We start from the raw sequence: 18,412 nt of genomic DNA, 5'->3' as shown, positions 1-18,412 counted from the left end.
GACCGATGCAAGCCTATCTCCGCTCCATCGACCGGCCGATCCTGGTGGCCTGCGGCTTCGTGATCCTGATCCTCGCGGCCGGCACCGCCTACACCGCGATCACCCAGGGCACGGCCACCTTCCTGTCGCCTGCCTATCTGCTGCAGCAGCTCAAGGTCGCCTCCTTCCTCGGCGTCGTCGCCGCCGGGATGATGCTGGTGATCCTGATGGGCCATATCGACCTGTCGGTGCCCTGGACCATCGCCGCCTCTGCCATGCTGGCGACCGCGGTCGGCGGGACGGAGGCGATCCCGGTCGGCCTCGCCGTCGGCGCCCTGGTCGGGCTGTTCAACGGGCTCGGGATCGCCTTCCTGCGCGTGCCGTCGATGATCTTCACCCTCGGGGTCAACACCGTGCTGCGCGGGCTGATGGTGATGCTGACCGGCGGCTTCTCGCCGACCACCATGGCGACGCCGCCGATGCAGTTCCTGGCCAAGGCCGAGCTGCTGGGAATCCCGATGGCGGTGTTCGTCTGGGCCCTGCTGTCGCTCGGCATCGTCTTTCTGCTGACCCGCACGCCGATGGGCCGCTACATCTACGCCATCGGCAACCGCGAGGCCGCGGCTTACCTGTCCGGCGTCAACACCCGGCTGGTCATCCTCGGCGCCTTCACCCTGTGCGGGCTGTGCTCGGCGATGGCCGGCATCCTGCTGGCCGGCTATTCCAGCAAGGCCTATCAGGCGATGGGCGACCCCTATCTGCTGCCGGCCATCGCCGCGGTGGTGATCGGCGGCACCAATATCCTGGGCGGCCAGGGCCGCTATGCCGGAACCGTGGTCGGCACCATCCTGATCGTGCTGCTGCAGAGCGTGCTGTCGGTGATGCAGATGCCGGAGGCCGGGCGCCAGATCATCTACGGGCTGGTGATCATCCTGATGCTGGTGCTGTACGGGCGCGGCGGCCGGTCGGCGGCCTGAGAGTCTGGCCGATTTTTCATCTGCCGAATCGTTGACGGGTCCTTGGGTGGGGCGCAACACTCCGGCCAGTTATGTCCGATCAATCGGCTGCCCGGCCAAGCCGGGCCAAGGGAGGAACCAGGATGCTCGATCCCTGTTTCGAGGTGCTGGACAAGCGCTTCGCGAGCTATGTCATGGGCAATGTCCATATCGACGTGCTGGCCAGCGACATCGGGCTGCGCTGGTCGGAAGGGCCGGTCTGGTTCGGAGACGGCCGCTACCTGCTGTGGAGCGACATCCCGAACAACCGGATCATGCGCTGGGACGAGACCGACGGCAGCGTCAGCGTCTTCCGCAATCCGTCGAACTACACCAACGGCCACACCCGCGACCGCCAGGGCCGCCTGGTGTCCTGCGAGCATGGCGGCCGCCGGGTCAGCCGCACCGAATATGACGGCCGGGTCACCGTCCTGGCCGACAGCCACAACGGCAAGCGCCTGAACTCGCCGAACGACGTGGTGGTGAAGTCGGACGACACGGTGTGGTTCACCGACCCGCCCTACGGCATCCTGTCGGAATACGAAGGCCACCAGTCCGAGATCGAGCAGGACGGCTGCCACGTCTACCGCTTCGATCCGAGGTCGGGGACGCTGAAGACCGTCGCGACCGATTTCGATAAGCCCAACGGCATCGCCTTCTCGCCGGACGAGAAGCTGCTCTACGTCGCCGACACCGGCGCCAGCCACGACCCGGACGGGCCGAAGCACATCCGCCGCTTCCAGGTGCGCGACGACGGCACGCTGGCCGGCGGCGAGGTCTTCGCCGAATGCACCTTCGGCCTGTTCGACGGCTTCCGCATCGACCATCACGGCAACATCTGGACCAGCGCCGGCGACGGCGTGCATTGCTACGCCCCGGACGGCACGCTGATCGGCAAGATCAAGGTGCCGGAGGTGGTGGCCAATGTCTGCTTCGGCGGCCTGAAGAAGAACCGCTTGTTCATCTGCTCCACCACCTCGCTGCGGGCGGTCTACTTGAACACGCGGGGCGTGCAGACGCCGTAAGCCGCTGCCTTAGCCCCTGACATAATCCGGAAACCGCGCCCGGATCTCATCGACCTGCGCCAGGGTCCCGGACAGGTGCTGCCGCAGCGCCTCCTGCGCCCCATCGGCGTCGCCCGCGGCGATGGCGTCGAGGATGCGGGCGTGGTCATTCAGGATCGACTGGGCCTTGCCCGGCACCGGCAGGTGCAGCCGCCGCAGCCGGTCGAGGTGGCCGCTGCGGCTGCGGATCAGCGTCCACAGGCCGGACACCTCCGCCGCCTCGCAGAGCTGGCGGTGCAGCAACTGGTCGGTCTCGGCGAAGGCCTCGAAATCCTCGGCATCGAGCATGGCCCGCTGGCGGGCGATCAGCGTCCGCAGCGGCGCCACGAAGGACCGGTCCGCGCGCAGCGCCAGGGTCCGCACTACCTCGAGCTCCACCGACCGACGCAGGAAATGCGCCTGACGCGCCGCCGCCAGATCGATCGGGCTAACCACCGTGGCGTGCTGCGGGAAGATGTCGACCAGCCCCTCCTCCGCCAAGCGCAGCAGGGCGTCGCGGATCGGCGTCTGGCTGACCCCGAACTGTACCATCAGCTCGTTGCGCGCCAGCACCGAGCCCGGCGCCAGGGTCAGCGCGATGATCTGCTCGCGCAGCCGCTCATAGACCTGCGGCGCCGCCTGACGGGCGCGGTCGAGCTGGATCGCCGTGACGGTCATGCTGCGAAAGGTCCTCGTTCGCTTCTTTGCCAAGGCCGCATCATACCTGCCTGGATGTCGGTGCACTAATGCATTAGTGTTGCTGACCCGAGTCCATCCTGCCCAGCCACCGATCCTCTCCAGACGGCAGCGAGCCATGACCGATATCCGCCGCAAGACGCCCGAGACCCTCCGCAGCGCCCGCTGGTTCGCGCCCGACGATCTGCGCTCCTTCGGCCACCGCTCCCGCGCCATGCAGATGGGCTACGGGCCCGAGGACTGGGTCGGCCGGCCGGTGATCGCGCTGATCAACACCTGGTCCGACGCCAACCCCTGCCACGCTCATTTCAGGCATCGGGTCGAGGATGTGAAGCGCGGGGTGCTGCAGGCGGGCGGCTTCCCGATCGAGCTGCCGGCGCTGTCGCTGTCGGAGAGCTACGTCAAGCCGACCACGATGCTGTATCGCAACATGCTGGCGATGGAGGTGGAGGAGCTGCTGCGGTCCCACCCCGTCGACGGCGCGGTGCTGCTGGGCGGCTGCGACAAGACCACCCCCGGCTTGCTGATGGGCGCGACCAGCGCCGGGCTGCCGGCGATCTACCTGCCGGCAGGGCCGATGCTGCGCGGCAACTGGAAGGGCAAGGTGCTGGGCTCCGGCTCCGACGCCTGGAAGTTCTGGGACGAGCGCCGGGCCGGCAACATCAGCGACCAGGACTGGCTGGACATCGAAGGCGGCATCGCCCGCAGCTACGGCCACTGCATGACCATGGGCACGGCCAGCACCATGACCGCGATCGCCGAGGCGATCGGCATGACCCTGCCCGGCGCCTCCTCGATCCCGGCCGCCGACGCCGGCCATATCCGCATGTCCTCCGCCTGCGGCCGGCGCATCGTCGAGATGGTGTGGGAGGACTTGGTCCCGGCCCGGATCCAGATCCGCGCCGCCTTCGAGAACGCGATCGTGGTGGCGATGGCGATGGGCTGCTCGACCAACGCCATCATCCATCTGGTCGCCATGGCGCGGCGGGCCGGCGCCGATATCTCGCTGGACGATTTCGACGCCGCCAGCCGGGTGGTGCCGGTGATCGCCAATGTCCGGCCCAGCGGCGACCAGTACCTGATGGAGGACTTCTTCTACGCCGGCGGCCTGCCGGCGCTGATGACGCGGCTGCGCGACCACCTGAAGCTCGATGCGCTGACCGTCAGCGGCCGGACGCTGGGCGACAACATCGCCCATGCCGAGATCTATAACGAGGACGTGATCCGGCCGCTCGACAACCCGCTCTATGCCGAGGGCGCTCTGGCGGTGCTGCGCGGCAACCTGTCGCCGGATGGCTGCGTCATCAAGCCCAGCGCCTGCGAGCCGCGCTTCCTGAAGCACAGCGGCCCGGCCCTGGTGTTCGACGACTATCCGTCGATGAAGGCGGCGATCGACAGCGACGACCTGGACGTCACCGCCGACCATGTGCTGGTGCTGCGCAACGCCGGGCCGCAGGGCGGCCCCGGCATGCCGGAATGGGGCATGCTGCCGATCCCGAAAAAGCTGGTGAAGCAGGGCGTGCGCGACATGGTCCGCATCTCCGACGCGCGGATGAGCGGCACCAGCTACGGCGCCTGCATCCTGCATGTCTCGCCCGAATCCTATGTCGGCGGCCCGCTGGCGCTGCTGCGCACCGGCGATATCGTCACGCTCGACGTCGCCGCCCGCCGCATCGACATGGAGGTGCCGGAGGAGGAACTGGCGCGCCGCCGGGCCGAGCTGCAGCCGCCGCAGCCCCGCTTCGAGCGCGGCTATGGCTGGATGTTCAACCGCCACATTCGCCAGGCGCATGAGGGCTGCGACTTCGACTTCCTCGAGACCTCTTTCGGCGCCCCGGTGGGCGAGCCTGACATCTTCTGAGAGAGGACCGGCGATGAACGGACAGGATGAGATCCGGGGCGGCTGGACGCCCTCGTCCCGGTATCCCGACCCGGCGGTGGAGGTGCTGGACCCCAGCTTCACGCCGTACCGGATCTTCAGCGCCGCGGTGGAACGCATCGCCACTGGCTGCCGCTGGGCCGAGGGGCCGGTCTGGTTCGGCGACCGCCGCGCCCTGCTGTGGAGCGACATCCCGAACAACCGGATCCTGAAATGGGACGAGGAGACCGGGGCGGTCAGCGCCTTCCGCAAGCCCTCCAACAACGCCAACGGCAACACGCGGGACCGCCAGGGGCGGCTGGTGACCTGCGAGCATCTCGGCCGCCGCGTCACCCGCACCGAACATGACGGCACCATCACCGTGCTGGCCGACGGCTTCGACGGCAAGAGGCTTAACTCACCCAACGACGTCGTGGTGAAGTCCGACGGGTCGGTCTGGTTCACCGACCCGCCCTTCGGCATCACCGGCAACTACGAGGGCCGCAAGGCGGAGCCGGAGCTGCCCGGCAACGTCTACCGGATCGATGGGGAGACGGGGGCGCTTGCCGTCATCGCCGAGGACGTCAAGGGGCCGAACGGCCTGTGCTTCTCGCCCGACGAAAAGATCCTCTATCTCGTCGAATCCCGCGCCGTGCCGAACCGGCTGATCGTCGCCTACGACGTCGTCGACGGCGGCCGGCGCATCGCCAACCGGCGGGTGGCGATCGATGCCGGCCCCGGCACCCCGGACGGCATGCGCGTCGATGTCGACGGCAATCTCTGGTGCGGCTGGGGCATGGGCAGCGACGAGCTGGACGGGGTGATGATCTTCAACCCCGAAGGCAAGCCGATCGGCCGGATCGCCCTGCCCGAGCGCTGCGCCAACCTGTGCTTCGGCGGCGAGATGCGCAACCGCCTGTTCATGGCCTCCAGCCAGTCCGTCTATGCCCTCTATGTCGGCACGCAAGGTGCCGTCGGCGGCTGACCGGAACCCAACGAGGATGATCGAATGACCGGATTGAAGCCCGAGACCCGGGACAAGCTGAAGACCGTCAGCACCGCCACCCTGACCACTGCGCTGTTCAAGCGCGGGCTGCGCAACCAGTTCATCCAGGACGTGCACCCGCTGAACCCGTCGGCCGGGCCGATGGTCGGCGAGGCCTTCACCCTGCGCTACATCCCGGCGCGCGAGGACCTGAACCCGATCAGCGTGTTCCAGGACCGCGCCCATCCGCAGCGCAAGGCGGTCGAGGACTGCCCGCCCGGAGCCGTCTTCGTCATCGACAGCCGCAAGGACCCGCGCGCCGCCTCGGCCGGGTCGATCCTGGTGGCGCGGCTGATGAAGCGCGGCGTCGCCGGCGTGGTCACCGATGGCGGCTTCCGCGATTCGCCGGAGATCGCGAAGCTCGGCATCCCCGCCTATCACAACCGCCCGGCAGCCCCGACCAACCTGACCCGCCACCAGGCGCTGGACATCAACGTGCCGATCGGCTGCGGCGACGTGCCGGTGTTCCCGGGTGACGTGGTGGTCGGCGACGGCGAGGGCGTGGTGGTGATCCCGGCGAACATCGCCGACGAGATCGCCGACGAGGCGGTCGAGATGACCGCCTTCGAGGACTTCGTCACCGAGGAGGTGATGAAAGGCCGCTCAATCCTCGGCCTCTATCCGGCGACCGAGGAGCAGACGAAGATCGACTTCGCCGCTTGGCGCAAGGCGAACGGACGGTAGCCGGGACAGGGGGCGAAACGCCCTCTCCCCTTCACACCACCGGGGTCAGCAGCGGCTGGCCGCCGAAATGGGCCAGGATGTTGCGGACGACGAGGTCGGCCATGGCGTTGCGGGTCTCGACCGTGGCGCTGCCGACATGCGGCTGCAGCACCACGTTGTCGAGCTTGTAGAGCGCCTCCGGCACCGCCGGCTCGTGCTCGAACACGTCGAGCCCGGCGGCGCCTAGGCGGCCGTCGACCAGAGCCGAGACCATCTCCGGCTCGTCCACCACCGTGCCGCGGGCGATGTTGACCAGGATGCCCTCGGGTCCCAGCGCCTCGATCACCGCGCGGTTGACGATGTGGTGCGTCGCGGCGCCGCCCGGGCAGCACAGCACCAGCACGTCGCTGTCGCGGGCCAGGGCCACCAGGTCCGGATAGTAGGGATGGTCGATCTCCGGCTTCGCCCGCGGCCCGTGCCAGGCGATCGACAGGCCAAAGACCTTCGCCCGCTCCGCCACTGCCTGGCCGATCCGGCCCATGCCAACCACGCCGAGGCGCTTGCCGCGCAGGCTGCGGGCCAGCGGAAGACCGCCCTGGGTCCATTTGCCGGCGCGGACGAAGCGGTCGCCGACGCAGAGCCGCCGCGCCGTCGCCAGCATCAGCAAGAGGCCGAGATCCGCCACCTCGTCGTCGAGCACGCCGGGCGTGTTGGTGACGCGGACGCCGCGCGCCTTGGCATGGGCGGTGTCGACCTTGTCGTAGCCGACGCCGAAATTGCCGATGATCTCCAGCGCCGGGAACCGATCCATGAACTCCGCCGAGACGCCCGGGCCGGTGACGATGCCGCGGACCTCCGGCGCCACGCGCTTGATCAGCGCCTCGCGATCCTCGGCCTCCCACAGCCGGTGCACGGTGCAGTTCGCCTCCAACTCGGCGAAGGGGCCCGGCATCAGGCCGGCCAGAGCGAGGACGACGGGTTTGGTCATGGCGGTTTCCTCTTGCGGTCCCGGTTCGGCGGGCCGGCGCCCAGCCTATCGTACAAGTCCGACGATTCAAGGCCTTCCGGCGACGGATTTCGCAGCCGTCCCATGCCTGCCATGCTGGCGCCACGTTCCGCTGCGCTTGATGTCGCGACGGTACCGATACGGTACACTGACGGAACAACGACATGAGTCGGCTGTTGTGAGTTCTGAATATACGCAAGAAAAGGCCGGGCCATCTTGACCCCCTTGGAGATCTTCGAGTTCAGCGTATACGGTCTACTGGCCATCGCGCTGACGCTATTGTGCCTCCTGTCCTGCAATCTCCTCTGGCTCGCAGTCACCTTCTGGCGGCATCAGTCGCAGGGGCAGAGCCTGCCGAATCAGGGGACGGCTCCAACCCCGGACGCTGACCTGCCCAGGGTGCTGATCCAGATTCCGGTGTTCAACGAGCGGCATGTGGTGCGCCGTATCCTCGGCGCCGCCGCCGCGCTCGACTGGCCGCAGGACAAGCTGACGATCCAGCTGCTCGACGACAGCATCGACGAGACCCGCGAGATCGCCGAGGCGGCGGTGCAGGAGCTGCGCGCCGCGGGCATCGACGCCCACCGGCTGCACCGGACCGACCGCACCGGCTTCAAGGCCGGGGCGCTGCACGCCGGGCTGGCCGTCACCGACCACCCCTATGTCGCGGTCTTCGACGCCGACTTCATCCCGCGGCCGGACTTCCTGCGCCGCACCGTCGGCGTGCTGGAGAACGACAAGCGCCTGGCCTTCGTGCAGGGCCGCTGGGAGCATCTGAACGGCGACGAGAACCGCCTGACCCGCGCCCAGACGCTGATGCTGGACGCGCATTTCGGTGTCGAGCAGCCGGCCCGCAGCATGACCGGCCTGCCCCTGCCCTTCAACGGCACCTGCGGCATCTGGCGCCGCGCCGCGATCGAGGATGCCGGCGGCTGGAAGGCCGACACGCTGACCGAGGACCTCGACCTCAGCCTGCGCGCCCATCTCAAGGGCTGGCGCGCCCGCTACCTGTCCGACATCACCGTGCCGGGCGAGCTGCCGTCGTCCATCGCCGCCTGGCGGGTGCAGCAGTTCCGCTGGACCAAGGGCTTCGCCCAGGTCGCCTGCAAGCTCTTGCCGACGATCTGGCGCTCCACCTTCCCGCCCAAGACCAAGGTCGCGGTCAGCCTGCAGCTGCTGCAGTGCCTGTTCTACCCGCTGGGCGCGCTGGCGATGGTGAACACGCTGATGTTCCTTGCCGTCGGCTTCGACCAGCCGGTGGCGCTGACCGTGCTGGGCGTGGTCTCGACCGTGCTTGGCATCTCCGGCACCGCCGCCTTCCTGGTCTCCGGCCGCTGCGCCGTGCGGCGGGAGCGGCTGGGCCAGGCCGTGATGGACATGCTTGCCACGATGGCGCTGAACGCCGGCCTGTCGCTGTCGAACTCGATGGGCGTGATCGAGGCCTTCATCGGGCGGCGCAGCGGCTTCGTGCGCACGCCGAAGAAGGGCAGCTCGCGCCGGTCGGGCTATCGCAGCGGCGCCGGCAGCGGCATCCCCGAGACGGCGGCCGGCACAGTGCTGCTCGGCATGGTGCTGACCGACCTCGCCTGGTACCTGCCGTTCCTGGTCGTGTCCGGCACCGGCCTCCTGATCATGGGCACCGCGCTCCTGGCCGAGCGCTACGACCTGCGGCTCGACCCCCGCGCCCTGCCCCGCACCATGCCCGGCGTGAAGCTGGCGCCGCCGGCGGCCCGGGCGTCGCAGCCGCACACCCGCAGCTGACCTCGAGAGAGGGGCCGAGATTCTCCCCGGCCCGCTCTACAGCCGCTTCTCCAGCACCATCTCGTAGGGCTCGAAGCCGTGCTTGCGGTAGGCGCGGACGGCGCTGTCGTTGTTCGCCAGGGCGCCGATCCGCATGCGCACCACGCCGGTGCCGCGCAGATGCGCCTCGATCGCCGACAGCAACCGTCCGGCGATGCCGTGGCCGCGCCAGGCCGGCGCGGTGTAGACGTCCGAGACATAGCCGAAGCGGTTCGAATCCGCGGTCTCCGAGATCAGGTCGTCCTGCTGCACCCAGCAGGCGGAGAAGCCGGCGAGCTCGCCCTCGGCCGACACCGCGACCAGGATCACGCCCCCGCGCGCCGCCGCATGGCCTTCGAGCCAGTCGAGATAGGGCTGCGCCGTCTCGCTGCCGGGCAGCCGCGTGTCGTGCAGCGCCCGCTCGTACTCCTGCATGTCGACCAGCGCCGCCTGCAGCGCTGCGCGATCGTCCGGCCCCGCCGGCCGCACCGTCACCTCGGCCATCCGCCCCGCCTCTTTTCCGTCCCAAGCTGATAGTATCGTCCGCGCGCGATCCGGCCCATGAGGGCCGCGGATGGAGGGGACCATGGCCCTGTGGGACAAGATTGCCGGCGAATTCATCGACATCATCGAATGGACCGATGACACCCAGGACACCATCGTCTACCGGTTCGAGCGGCACAACAACGAGATCAAGTACGGCGCCCAGCTGACGGTGCGCGAGAGCCAGGTCGCCGTCTTCGTCAACGAGGGCCAGATCGCCGACGTCTTCCAGCCGGGGATGGTTCGGCTGGAGACCAGGAACCTGCCGATCCTGTCGACGCTGCAGGGCTGGAAATACGGCTTCGAGAGCCCGTTCAAGGCCGAGGTGTATTTCCTCAACACCAAGCGGTTCACCGACCTGAAATGGGGCACGATGAACCCGGTGATGCTGCGCGACCCGGAGTTCGGGCCGGTGCGGCTGCGCGCCTTCGGCACCTACGCCATCCGGGTCAAGGACCCCGCCGCCTTCATCCGCGAGATCGCCGGCACCGACGGCCGCTTCACCACCGACGAGATCACCGACCAGCTGCGCAACCTGATCGTCACCAGCTTCGCCGGCGCGGTGGCGAAGTCGAACATCCCGGTGCTGGACCTGTCGGCCAACTACGACCAGCTCGGCAAGGTCATCCGCGACGCGATCCAGCCGGAGTTCGACGCCTACGGCCTGGAGGTCGCGACGCTGCTGGTCGAGAACGTCTCGCTGCCCGAGGAGGTGGAGAAGGCGCTGGACCGTCGCAGCAGCATGGGCGTGGTCGGCGATCTCGGCCGCTACACCCAGTACCAGACCGCCGAGGCGATCAAGGCGGCGGCGGAGAATCCGGGCGGGGCCGCCGGAATCGGCATCGGCATGGCCACGGGCGGCGGCCTTGCCGCGGCCATGGGCGCCGCCGTGCAGCAGGGCGCCCAGCCGGCGACGGGCTCGGCCCCGCCGCCCTTGCCGGGGTCCGAGGCCTGGCACGTCGCCATCGACGGCAAGCAGGCCGGCCCGTTCCCGGCCGCCGAGCTGCAGGGGCTGGTGCGCGACGGCCGCCTGACCCGCGAGAGCCTGGTCTGGATCCAGGGCATGGCGAACTGGACCAGGGCCGGCGAGGTTGCCGGGCTGGCCGCGCTGTTCGCCGACCAGCCGCCGCCGCTGCCCCCCGCCTGATCCCGGATCATGGCGGACATGGCCTTCACCTGCGCGTCCTGCGGCGCGCAGCTCGAATACGCGCCCGGAACCAGCGTGCTGAAATGCCCCTATTGCGGGCATGAGAACCCGATCGAGGCCTCGCCCTGGACGACCGTCGCCGAGATCGACTACGCGGCCGGCCTGGCGGAGGCGGAGCAGCAGGCGCCGACCGAGACGGTGTCGATCGTCTCGTGCAGGCGCTGCGCCGCGGAGTTCCAGCTGGACCCCGCCATCCAGGCCTCGCGCTGTCCGTTCTGCGGCACGCCGATCGTGCTGGAGCCGCGCACCCTCACCCATCTGCGGCCCGGCGCGGTGCTGCCCTTCGGCTTCGACGCCAAGGCGGCGCGGGCGAGATACGAGGCCTGGCTGTCCGGGCTGTGGTTCGCGCCCGGCGACGTGAAGCGCCTGGCCAAGGCCGACAACGGCTTCATCGGCATGTATGTGCCCTACTGGACCTTCGACGCCGCGACACGGAGCGACTATACCGGCCGGCGCGGCATCACCGTCGTGCGGACGGTCCGCGACGGCAACCAGACGCGGACGGTGGCCGAGACGCGCTGGACGCCCTGCAGCGGCCGGGTCGCGCGCGATTTCGACGATGTCGCAGTGGCGGCCAGCCGGTCGCTGCCGAAGGACTATCTGGACCGGCTGGAGCCGTGGGACCTGGGCGCGCTGGTGCCCTATGACGGGCGCTATCTGCGCGGCTTCGGGGCCCAGCACTATCAGGTTAGCCTGGCCGACGGCTTCGAAACGGCGAAGGCGAAGATGGAGTCGGTGATCCGTGGCGATGTCCGCGGCGATATCGGCGGCGACCAGCAGATGATCAGCTCGCTGCAGACCGACTACGCCGGGGTGACCTTCAAGCATGTGCTGCTGCCGGTCTGGCTGAACAGCTTCCGCTATGGCGGCCGGACCTACAGCTTCGTGGTCAACGGCCGCACCGGCGAGGTGCAGGGCCAGCGGCCATGGAGCTGGATCAAGATCGGCCTCGCCGTGCTGGGCGCGGTCATCCTCGCCATCCTGTTCGCGAGCCTTTACGGCCAGCAGTGATCGCCGCTCCGTCAGGCCGGGCTTGACCCCGGCGCACGGGACGGCCAGAGCGTGGGCATGCTCGACCTCTCCCACCATCTCTGGATCCTGGCCGCGGCCCTGCTGCTCGACGCGCTGGTCGGCGACCCGCCCTGGCTGTGGCGGCGGCTGCCGCATCCGGTCGCGCTGGCCGGCCGGGGGATCGCTTGGCTTGACCGCCGCCTGAACCAGGACGGCGACGCGCCGGCCCGGCGCCGCGCCGCCGGCATCGCCGCGACGCTGCTGCTGGTGCTGCTGGCCGGCGGCATCGGCTGGGGCCTCTCCGCCCTGCTGCGCGCCCTGCCCTTCGGCTGGGTGCTGGAGATCGCCGTCGCCGCAATCTTCCTGGCCCAGCGCAGCCTGCACGACCATGTCGCCGCCGTGACCGCCGCCTGTGAGCTGGAAGGGCTGGAGGGCGGGCGCCGCGCCGTGTCGATGATCGTCGGCCGCGACCCGCAGAGCCTGGACATGGCCGGCGTGTGCCGCGCCGCGATCGAGAGCGACGCCGAGAACTATTCCGACGGCGTGTTCGCGCCGGCCTTCTGGTTCGCGCTGCTCGGCCTGCCCGGCCTCCTGGTCTACAAGGCGGTCAACACCGCCGACAGCATGATCGGCCACCGCACCGTCCGGCACGAGGCCTTCGGCTGGGCCGCGGCGCGGCTCGACGACGTGTTGAACCTGGTCCCGGCCCGGCTCTGCGGCGCCCTGCTGGCCCTGGCCGCGCCCTTCGGCGGCGGCCGCATCGCCACGGCTTGGCGGGCGATGCTGCGCGACGCGCCGAAGCACCGCTCGCCCAATGCCGGCTGGCCGGAGGCGGCGATGGCCGGCGGCCTCGGCCTCGCCTTGGCCGGGCCGCGGCAGTATCACGGCACGGTGGTGCCCGATGCCTGGATGGGCGATGGCGGCCGGGCCGAGGCGACTCCGCGCGACATCCGCCGGGCGCTGGAGGTCACCAAGGGCGCCGGGACGGTGCTGGTCCTGGCGACGGTCGCGGCGGCGCTTCTGCTCTCATAACATTGGCCGGCTCTCGCCCCCTCACCCGAAATCGCTACGCGATTTCGACCTCTCCCCAAGGAGAGGTGACGTTTCCCTCTCCTTGGGGAGAGGGAGGGGCCCGGCGCGAAGCGACGGGAGGGTGAGGGGGGTGGGCCGCACCTCCTGGCGCACTTATCCAGACAACCCCGCGATCCGGGTCAGCGCCGCGATGTCCAGATGCCGTTCCAGATGGTCGGCCAAGCCGTCCAGCGTGGCGTCCACCATGGCGTCATAGGCCAGCCCCTCCCCCACGCGCGGCTTGAGGCCGGCCAGGAAGGCGGCGCGGAAGCCGTCGGCGGCGAACAGGCCGTGGACGTAGCAGCCGGCGACGCGGCCGTCGGGCGAGACCGCGCCATCCGCCCGTCCCTCCAGATCAAGCAGCGGCCGGGCCAGGGCCGGGCCTTCGGTGCGGCCGACATGCATCTCGTAGCCGCGGATCGCCGTGCCGGTCGGCAGATGCGTGCCGACGACGGCGACCAGGCTTTTCTCCGGCGTCATCACCGTCTCGAGGTCGAGCAGGCCGAGCCCGTCGGCCGAGCCCGGCGGGCCGTCAATGCCATCCGGGTCGTGCAGGCGGCGGCCGAGCATTTGGAAGCCGGCGCACAGACCCAGCACCCGGCCGCCGCGACGGAGATGGGCGGCGAGGTCGATGTCCCAGCCCTGGGCGCGCAGGAAGGCCAGGTCGCCGATGGTCGATTTCGACCCCGGCAACAGCACCAGGTCGGCGTCGCCCGGCAGCGCCTCGCCCGGCGGCACCATCCGCACCGCCACGTCGGGCTCCAGCCGCAACGGGTCGAGGTCGTCGAAATTGGCGATGCGCGACAGCACGGGCACGGCGACGGTGATCGCCCGGCCGCGCGGCGTCTCGATCTCGGCCAGGGCGTTGGCGTCCTCGGCCGGCAGGCGGGCGGCCTGCGGCCAATGCGGCACGATGCCAAGGCCGCGCCAGCCGGTGCGGCTCTCGACGATCCGCATGCCATCGGCGAACAGGGCGGCGTCGCCGCGGAAGCGGTTGACGATGAAGCCGCGGATCCGCGCCGCCTCTTCCGGCGCGATCACCGCATGGGTGCCGACCAGGCTGGCGATGACGCCGCCGCGGTGGATGTCGGCGACCAGCACCACCGGCAGGTCCGCCGCCTCGGCGAAGCCCATATTGGCGATGTCGCCGGCGCGGAGATTGACCTCGGCCGGGCTGCCGGCGCCCTCCACCAGCACCAGGTCGGCTTCGGCCGACAGCCGGGCGAAGCTGTCCAGCACCGCCGCCAGCAGCTCGGGCTTGCGGCCGGCATAGTCGCGGGCCTTCAGCGTGGCGACGCGGCGGCCCTGGACGATCACCTGGGCGCCGGTCTCGGTCTCCGGCTTCAGCAGCACCGGGTTCATGTGCACGGTCGGGTCGACGCCGCAGGCCCGCGCCTGCAGCGCCTGGGCCCGGCCGATCTCGCCGCCATCGGCCGTCACCGCGGCGTTGTTCGACATGTTCTGCGGCTTGAACGGCCGCACCCGCAGGCCGCGCCGGGCAAAGACCCGGCACAGCCCGGCGACCACCAGCGACTTGCCGACGTCGGAGCCGGTGCCCTGGATCATCAGGGCGGAGGGCCTATCCAGCGGCACGGCCGGCGATCCCCCTCACCCGAAATCGCTGCGCGATTTCGACCTCTCCCCAAGGAGAGGTAAAGCAAGCCCGGCTCAGATACCTCTCTCCTCGGGGAGAGGGAGGGGCTCGCCGCGTTGGCGGCGGGAGGGTGAGGGGGAAGTGCCCCATCAGAACTCGATCCCGGCCTGGGCCTTCACGCCATCGCGAAACGGGTGCTTGATAAGCGTCATCTCGGTGACCAGATCGGCGATCTCGATCAACTCGTCCTTGGCGTTGCGGCCGGTGACGATGACATGCGTGTCCGCCGGCTTCTCGTCGCGCAGGAAGGCCACCACCTCCTCGACCGGCAGGTAGTCGTAGCGCAGCACGATGTTCAGCTCGTCCAGCAGCACCAGGCGATAGGACGGGTCGCGGATCATCGCCTTGGCGGCGTCCCAGGCGGCGCGGGCGGCGGCGATGTCGCGCTCGCGGTCCTGCGTCTCCCAGGTGAAGCCCTCGCCCATCGCGGCGATGGTGACCAACTCCGGGAACCGCTCCAGCACATGACGCTCGCCGGTGTCCCAGCGGCCCTTGACGAACTGCACCACCCCGGTGCGGAAGCCGTGGCCGATCGAGCGCAGCACCATGCCGAACGCCGCCGTCGACTTGCCCTTGCCCTTGCCGGTGTGGACGATCAGCAGGCCCCTCTCGATGGTCTTGCCGGCCAGCATCCGGTCGCGCACCGCCTTCTTCTTCGCCATCTTCTCGGCGTGGCGGGCGTTGATCTCGTCCTCGGTCATGCCCTCGGTGTTCATGAGTGGGGCTCCTTCGTCATCAGGTCGAGCTCATGGGTGACGGCATTGGCGCGCGGCTGCCACAGGCCGCGGTCCAGCGCCTCCTGCAGCCGCTCCGCGATCTCGCGCGCCGCCGCCGGGTTGGCCTGCTCCAGGAAGGCCCGCACCTCGGGGTCGCCGAGCATCGCGTCGTAGACCAGGTCGAACTGGTGGTCGGCCACCGCGTCGGTGGTGGCGGCGAAGGCGAACAGGTAGTCGACCGTCGCCGCCATCTCGAAGGCGCCCTTGTAGCCGTGGCGCATCACGCCGCGGATCCATTTCGGGTTCACCACCCGGGCGCGGACGACGCGGGCGATCTCCTCGCGCAGGGTGCGGATCACCGGCCGCTCGGGGCGCGAATGGTCGTTGTGCCACACGGCCGGCCGGGCGCCGGACAGATGGTGGATCGCCGCCGCCAGCCCGCCCTCGAACTGGTAGTAATCGTCGGAATCGAGCAGGTCGTGCTCGCGGTTGTCCTGGTTATGGACGACGGCTTCGACCTTCTCCAGTCGCCGGGCGAACAGGTCGTGCGCCGCCGCACCCTCGGCCCCGTCGCCATAGGCCCAGCCGCCCCATTCCAGATAGGCGCGGCCGAGATCCGCCTCGTCGCGCCACAGCCTCTCGTCGATCAGCGCCTGGAGGCCGGCGCCATAGGCTCCCGGCTTGGAGCCGAAGACCCGGAAGCCGGCACGGCGACGGGCCTCGGCCTCGGGCATCCCGCCCTCGACCAGCGCCGCCGTCTCGGCCCGGACGCGGGCGGCGAGCGGGTTCGCCTCCTCCGGCTCGTCCAGCGCGGCGACGGCGCGGACGGCGCTGTCGAACAGGTCGATCTGACTGGGGAAAGCGTCGCGGAAGAAGCCGGAGACGCGCAGGGTCACGTCGACCCGCGGCCGGCCCAGAACGCCTTCCGGCATCACCTCGAAGCCGGTGACGCGGCGGGACGCGGGATCCCAGCGCGGCTGCACGCCGAGCAGCGCCAGGGCCTGGGCGATGTCGTCGCCGCCGGTGCGCATGTTGCTGGTGCCCCAGGCGCTGAGCGCCATCGAACGCGGCCAGTCGCCGTGCTCCTGCCGGTGCCGCTCAACCAAGAGGGAGGCTGATTTCCAGCCGAGATGCCAGGCGGCCGGCGTCGGCACCGTGCGGCTGTCGACCGAATAGAAGTTGCGCCCGGTCGGCAGCACGTCCAGCCGCCCGCGGGTCGGCGCGCCGGAGGAGCCGGGCGGCACGAAGCGCCCGGCCAGCCCGCGCAGCAGCCCGTCGATCTCGGCGGCGCCGGAGCGGTCGACGGAGGGCGCGACGGTGGCCTCGATCTCGCCGAGGACGGCGGCGGTGGCGGCCCAGTCGGATTCGAGCGTCCGGGCGCCAGCGACGAGGTCTCGCGCCAATCCCTCCAGCCGCTCGACCGTGTCGCCATGGGTGCGCCAGCCCGTCTCCGGCCCCAGCAGCGCCGGGCGCGGCCCGGCCCAGGCGTCGCCAAAGCGGCAGTCGAGCGGATCGAAGCCGAGGCCGAGATCCGTCGCCAAGGCACGGATCAGCGAAGCGTCGCCGCCCTGCCCCGTCCCGCGCGGCACTCGGGTCAGCGCCACCAGCAGGTCGGTGCGCTGGTCGCCCTGCGGCGAGCGGCCGAAGATGTGCAGGCCGTCGCGGATCTGCATCTCCTTCAGCTCGCAGAGGTGGTTGTCGATCTGCGCCAAAGCGGAGTCGGAATCGGAATCCGCCGCCACGCCGCAGTCGCGGTCCAGGCCGGTCGACCGGGCGAGGTCGAGGATGCGGTCGCGCAGATGCTTGAGCCGGCGCGGGTCCATGCCGGCGGCCTCGTAGTATTCGTCGACCAGCGCCTCCAGGTCCTTCAGCGGGCCGTAGCTCTCGGCCCGGGTCAGCGGCGGCGTCAGGTGGTCGATGATCACGGCGGCGGCGCGGCGCTTGGCCTGGGTGCCTTCGCCCGGGTCGTTGACGATGAAGGGGTAGAGATGCGGGACGGGGCCGAACGCTACTTCGGGGAAGCACTCCCGCGACAGCGCCAGCGCCTTGCCCGGCAGCCATTCCAGGTTGCCGTGCTTGCCCATATGGACGATGGCCTGGGCCCCGAATCCCTGTCGCAGCCAGGCGTAGAACGCCAGGTAGCCGTGCGGCGGCACCAGGTCCGGGTCGTGATAGGTCGCCTGCGGGTCGATGTTGTAGCCCCGCGCCGGCTGCACGCCGATGACGACGTTGCCGAAGCGATGCACCGCCAGGCGGAAGGCATCGCCCTCGACGAAGGGATCGGATTCGGGCGCACCCCAGCGGTCGGTCACGGCGGTCCGGACGGCCTCGGGCAGGCTGTCGAAGTGAGCGCGGTACTCGGCCAGCGGATAGGACACGCCGCCGGAGCGATCGGCCCGGTCCGCCAGCGCGTTCGTCGGACCGGCGGAGACGCGGGCCATCAGCGCGGTGGCGTCGGCCGGCGGATCCTCGACCCGGTAACCGGCCGCGGTGAGGGCCTGCAGCACCTCGACCGTCCCGGCCGGGGTGTCGAGGCCGACGCCGTTGCCGAGGCGGCCGTCGCGGTTCGGGTAGTTGGCCAAGACCAGCGCGACCCGGCGTTCCGCCGGCGGCGTGCGGCGCAGCCGGGCCCAGGCGGCGGCCAGGTCGGCGACGAAGCCGATCCGGTCCGGCACCGGGCGGTAGGACACCACGGTGCATTCGGTCAGCGGATCCCAGCGCGCCTCGGACTTGAAGGACACGGCGCGGGTCAGCACCCGGCCGTCGATCTCGGTCAGGGCGACGTTCATCGCCAGATCCTGCGCCGACAGGCCGCGGGTGCCGTCGCGCCACGCCGCCTCGGCGCCGCCGGCGAACACCATCTGCAGCACCGGGCAGTCCGCCGCGTCGAAGGGCGTCGGCTGGGCCGGGCCGCCGGGGCTGGAGACGGCAAAGCTGGTGGCGTTCAGGATCACCGCCGGCTTGTGGCGGGCGAAGGCGTCGGCCACGAGCTCGGCCGAGACCGCGTCCTTGAGGCTGGAGACGAAGACCGGCAGCGGGTTCAGGCCGCGGGCCTTGAGGGCCGCGACAAGCGCATCGACCGGCGCCAGGTTCCCGGCCTGCACCAGGGCGCGGTAGAAGACGAGGCCGACGATGGGGGCTGTGGT

Annotated in this window: 15 protein-coding genes; 9 read left to right on the top strand and 6 right to left on the bottom strand. The window is 70.4% G+C overall.

The window, feature by feature from the left end; all coding sequences use genetic code 11:
• Positions 1–5: 5 nt before the first annotated feature.
• Positions 6–956, top strand: coding sequence for an ABC transporter permease (locus LG391_RS01465; protein WP_225765213.1), 951 nt, complete (start codon positions 6–8; stop codon positions 954–956).
• Positions 957–1,078: 122 nt separating this feature from the next.
• The gene (locus tag LG391_RS01460) at positions 1,079–1,999 is read left to right on the top strand and encodes an SMP-30/gluconolactonase/LRE family protein (protein WP_225765211.1); all 921 of its coding nucleotides are present in this window, start codon (positions 1,079–1,081) and stop codon (positions 1,997–1,999) included.
• Positions 2,000–2,008: 9 nt separating this feature from the next.
• On the opposite strand, the gene LG391_RS01455 is transcribed toward LG391_RS01460, so the two are convergent.
• The gene (locus LG391_RS01455; protein WP_225765209.1) at positions 2,009–2,695 is read right to left on the bottom strand and encodes a GntR family transcriptional regulator; all 687 of its coding nucleotides are present in this window, start codon (positions 2,693–2,695) and stop codon (positions 2,009–2,011) included.
• A gap of 136 nt (positions 2,696–2,831) precedes the next feature.
• On the opposite strand from LG391_RS01455, the gene araD reads away from it, so the two are divergent.
• Genes araD through LG391_RS01440 form a run of 3 tightly spaced genes read left to right on the top strand, consistent with a single transcriptional unit; the run spans position 2,832 to position 6,300 of the window.
• The gene (gene araD, locus LG391_RS01450) at positions 2,832–4,574 is read left to right on the top strand and encodes an L-arabinonate dehydratase (protein WP_225765207.1); all 1,743 of its coding nucleotides are present in this window, start codon (positions 2,832–2,834) and stop codon (positions 4,572–4,574) included.
• A 13-nt stretch (positions 4,575–4,587) separates the two neighbouring features.
• Complete coding sequence (locus LG391_RS01445; protein ID WP_225765205.1) at positions 4,588–5,556, top strand: SMP-30/gluconolactonase/LRE family protein; 969 nt, start codon at positions 4,588–4,590, stop codon at positions 5,554–5,556.
• A gap of 24 nt (positions 5,557–5,580) precedes the next feature.
• Positions 5,581–6,300, top strand: coding sequence for a ribonuclease activity regulator RraA (locus LG391_RS01440; protein WP_225765203.1), 720 nt, complete (start codon positions 5,581–5,583; stop codon positions 6,298–6,300).
• A gap of 31 nt (positions 6,301–6,331) precedes the next feature.
• On the opposite strand, the gene LG391_RS01435 is transcribed toward LG391_RS01440, so the two are convergent.
• On the bottom strand, positions 6,332–7,267 hold the full coding sequence (locus tag LG391_RS01435; protein ID WP_225765201.1) for a 2-hydroxyacid dehydrogenase: 936 nt from the start codon (positions 7,265–7,267) through the stop codon (positions 6,332–6,334).
• A gap of 417 nt (positions 7,268–7,684) precedes the next feature.
• On the opposite strand from LG391_RS01435, the gene LG391_RS01430 reads away from it, so the two are divergent.
• Positions 7,685–9,046, top strand: a complete 1,362-nt coding sequence (locus LG391_RS01430; RefSeq protein WP_225765199.1) for a glycosyltransferase — start codon at positions 7,685–7,687, stop codon at positions 9,044–9,046.
• A gap of 36 nt (positions 9,047–9,082) precedes the next feature.
• Here LG391_RS01430 and LG391_RS01425 read toward each other — a convergent pair whose 3' ends face one another.
• Positions 9,083–9,568 (bottom strand): GNAT family N-acetyltransferase, encoded by a 486-nt coding sequence (locus LG391_RS01425; RefSeq protein ID WP_225765197.1) that lies wholly within the window; start codon positions 9,566–9,568, stop codon positions 9,083–9,085.
• Positions 9,569–9,650: 82 nt separating this feature from the next.
• Between LG391_RS01425 and LG391_RS01420 the strand changes: the two genes are divergently transcribed.
• From LG391_RS01420 to cbiB, 3 genes are read left to right on the top strand one after another with little or no spacing between them, the layout of a single operon-like run.
• Entirely contained in the window at positions 9,651–10,754 is a 1,104-nt protein-coding gene (locus LG391_RS01420; protein ID WP_225765195.1) for an SPFH domain-containing protein, read from the top strand.
• Positions 10,755–10,763: 9 nt separating this feature from the next.
• Entirely contained in the window at positions 10,764–11,825 is a 1,062-nt protein-coding gene (locus LG391_RS01415; protein ID WP_225765185.1) for a hypothetical protein, read from the top strand.
• A 57-nt stretch (positions 11,826–11,882) separates the two neighbouring features.
• Positions 11,883–12,857: an adenosylcobinamide-phosphate synthase CbiB gene (cbiB, locus tag LG391_RS01410; protein ID WP_225765182.1), complete on the top strand. Its 975-nt coding sequence runs from the start codon at positions 11,883–11,885 to the stop codon at positions 12,855–12,857.
• 153 nt (positions 12,858–13,010) lie between these two features.
• Here the strand turns inward: cbiB and LG391_RS01405 are convergent, their stop codons facing one another.
• The 3 genes from LG391_RS01405 to cobN all read right to left on the bottom strand — a co-directional run bounded on the left by LG391_RS01405 (position 13,011) and on the right by cobN (position 18,370).
• Positions 13,011–14,462, bottom strand: coding sequence for a cobyric acid synthase (locus LG391_RS01405; RefSeq protein ID WP_225767626.1), 1,452 nt, complete (start codon positions 14,460–14,462; stop codon positions 13,011–13,013).
• A 177-nt stretch (positions 14,463–14,639) separates the two neighbouring features.
• On the bottom strand, positions 14,640–15,266 hold the full coding sequence (cobO, locus tag LG391_RS01400; RefSeq protein ID WP_225765181.1) for a cob(I)yrinic acid a,c-diamide adenosyltransferase: 627 nt from the start codon (positions 15,264–15,266) through the stop codon (positions 14,640–14,642).
• Positions 15,263–18,370 carry a cobaltochelatase subunit CobN gene (cobN, locus tag LG391_RS01395; RefSeq protein ID WP_374200713.1) on the bottom strand — a complete coding sequence of 1,036 codons (3,108 nt, stop codon included), beginning with the start codon at positions 18,368–18,370 and terminating at the stop codon, positions 15,263–15,265. The genes cobO and cobN overlap by 4 nt, the downstream gene beginning before the upstream one ends.
• Positions 18,371–18,412: the final 42 nt, after the last annotated feature.

The sequence above is a fragment of the Inquilinus sp. Marseille-Q2685 genome (genome assembly GCF_916619195.1).
In the GTDB taxonomy this organism is placed as follows: domain Bacteria; phylum Pseudomonadota; class Alphaproteobacteria; order DSM-16000; family Inquilinaceae; genus Inquilinus.
This window is presented reverse-complemented; position numbering and strand designations above follow the sequence as displayed.

What these genes read in the sequence shown, in the direction of transcription:
- cobO (WP_225765181.1), bottom strand. Translation starts at nt 15,266, where the DNA reads ATGAACACCGAGGGCATGACCGAGGACGAGATCAACGCCCGCCACGCC.
- LG391_RS01445 (WP_225765205.1), top strand. Translation starts at nt 4,588, where the DNA reads ATGAACGGACAGGATGAGATCCGGGGCGGCTGGACGCCCTCGTCCCGG.
- araD (WP_225765207.1), top strand. Translation starts at nt 2,832, where the DNA reads ATGACCGATATCCGCCGCAAGACGCCCGAGACCCTCCGCAGCGCCCGC.
- LG391_RS01425 (WP_225765197.1), bottom strand. Translation starts at nt 9,568, where the DNA reads ATGGCCGAGGTGACGGTGCGGCCGGCGGGGCCGGACGATCGCGCAGCG.
- LG391_RS01440 (WP_225765203.1), top strand. Translation starts at nt 5,581, where the DNA reads ATGACCGGATTGAAGCCCGAGACCCGGGACAAGCTGAAGACCGTCAGC.
- LG391_RS01435 (WP_225765201.1), bottom strand. Translation starts at nt 7,267, where the DNA reads ATGACCAAACCCGTCGTCCTCGCTCTGGCCGGCCTGATGCCGGGCCCC.
- LG391_RS01455 (WP_225765209.1), bottom strand. Translation starts at nt 2,695, where the DNA reads ATGACCGTCACGGCGATCCAGCTCGACCGCGCCCGTCAGGCGGCGCCG.
- cbiB (WP_225765182.1), top strand. Translation starts at nt 11,883, where the DNA reads ATGCTCGACCTCTCCCACCATCTCTGGATCCTGGCCGCGGCCCTGCTG.
- LG391_RS01420 (WP_225765195.1), top strand. Translation starts at nt 9,651, where the DNA reads ATGGCCCTGTGGGACAAGATTGCCGGCGAATTCATCGACATCATCGAA.
- LG391_RS01415 (WP_225765185.1), top strand. Translation starts at nt 10,764, where the DNA reads ATGGCGGACATGGCCTTCACCTGCGCGTCCTGCGGCGCGCAGCTCGAA.
- LG391_RS01460 (WP_225765211.1), top strand. Translation starts at nt 1,079, where the DNA reads ATGCTCGATCCCTGTTTCGAGGTGCTGGACAAGCGCTTCGCGAGCTAT.
- LG391_RS01405 (WP_225767626.1), bottom strand. Translation starts at nt 14,462, where the DNA reads ATGATCCAGGGCACCGGCTCCGACGTCGGCAAGTCGCTGGTGGTCGCC.
- LG391_RS01465 (WP_225765213.1), top strand. Translation starts at nt 6, where the DNA reads ATGCAAGCCTATCTCCGCTCCATCGACCGGCCGATCCTGGTGGCCTGC.